Source organism: Vibrio sp. Vb2880, from assembly GCF_033337975.1.
GTDB lineage: Bacteria > Pseudomonadota > Gammaproteobacteria > Enterobacterales > Vibrionaceae > Vibrio > Vibrio alginolyticus.
This window is the reverse complement of record NZ_JAWORT010000069.1, coordinates 1-1555: the sequence shown is the minus strand read 5'-3', so window position 1 is coordinate 1555 and position 1555 is coordinate 1. Positions and strand designations below refer to the sequence as shown.

Below are 1555 nucleotides of genomic sequence, written 5' to 3'. Positions count from 1 at the left end.
TTAAATTGAAGAGTTTGATCATGGCTCAGATTGAACGCTGGCGGCAGGCCTAACACATGCAAGTCGAGCGGAAACGAGTTATCTGAACCTTCGGGGAACGATAACGGCGTCGAGCGGCGGACGGGTGAGTAATGCCTAGGAAATTGCCCTGATGTGGGGGATAACCATTGGAAACGATGGCTAATACCGCATGATGCCTACGGGCCAAAGAGGGGGACCTTCGGGCCTCTCGCGTCAGGATATGCCTAGGTGGGATTAGCTAGTTGGTGAGGTAAGGGCTCACCAAGGCGACGATCCCTAGCTGGTCTGAGAGGATGATCAGCCACACTGGAACTGAGACACGGTCCAGACTCCTACGGGAGGCAGCAGTGGGGAATATTGCACAATGGGCGCAAGCCTGATGCAGCCATGCCGCGTGTGTGAAGAAGGCCTTCGGGTTGTAAAGCACTTTCAGTCGTGAGGAAGGTAGTGTAGTTAATAGCTGCATTATTTGACGTTAGCGACAGAAGAAGCACCGGCTAACTCCGTGCCAGCAGCCGCGGTAATACGGAGGGTGCGAGCGTTAATCGGAATTACTGGGCGTAAAGCGCATGCAGGTGGTTTGTTAAGTCAGATGTGAAAGCCCGGGGCTCAACCTCGGAATAGCATTTGAAACTGGCAGACTAGAGTACTGTAGAGGGGGGTAGAATTTCAGGTGTAGCGGTGAAATGCGTAGAGATCTGAAGGAATACCGGTGGCGAAGGCGGCCCCCTGGACAGATACTGACACTCAGATGCGAAAGCGTGGGGAGCAAACAGGATTAGATACCCTGGTAGTCCACGCCGTAAACGATGTCTACTTGGAGGTTGTGGCCTTGAGCCGTGGCTTTCGGAGCTAACGCGTTAAGTAGACCGCCTGGGGAGTACGGTCGCAAGATTAAAACTCAAATGAATTGACGGGGGCCCGCACAAGCGGTGGAGCATGTGGTTTAATTCGATGCAACGCGAAGAACCTTACCTACTCTTGACATCCAGAGAACTTTCCAGAGATGGATTGGTGCCTTCGGGAACTCTGAGACAGGTGCTGCATGGCTGTCGTCAGCTCGTGTTGTGAAATGTTGGGTTAAGTCCCGCAACGAGCGCAACCCTTATCCTTGTTTGCCAGCGAGTAATGTCGGGAACTCCAGGGAGACTGCCGGTGATAAACCGGAGGAAGGTGGGGACGACGTCAAGTCATCATGGCCCTTACGAGTAGGGCTACACACGTGCTACAATGGCGCATACAGAGGGCAGCCAACTTGCGAAAGTGAGCGAATCCCAAAAAGTGCGTCGTAGTCCGGATTGGAGTCTGCAACTCGACTCCATGAAGTCGGAATCGCTAGTAATCGTGGATCAGAATGCCACGGTGAATACGTTCCCGGGCCTTGTACACACCGCCCGTCACACCATGGGAGTGGGCTGCAAAAGAAGTAGGTAGTTTAACCTTCGGGGGGACGCTTACCACTTTGTGGTTCATGACTGGGGTGAAGTCGTAACAAGGTAGCGCTAGGGGAACCTGGCGCTGGATCACCTCCTTA

1 rRNA gene is annotated in these 1555 nt (G+C 53.6%); it reads left to right on the top strand.

The window, feature by feature from the left end:
• Positions 1-2: 2 nt before the first annotated feature.
• A 16S ribosomal RNA gene (locus R7M92_RS24880) occupies positions 3-1555 on the top strand.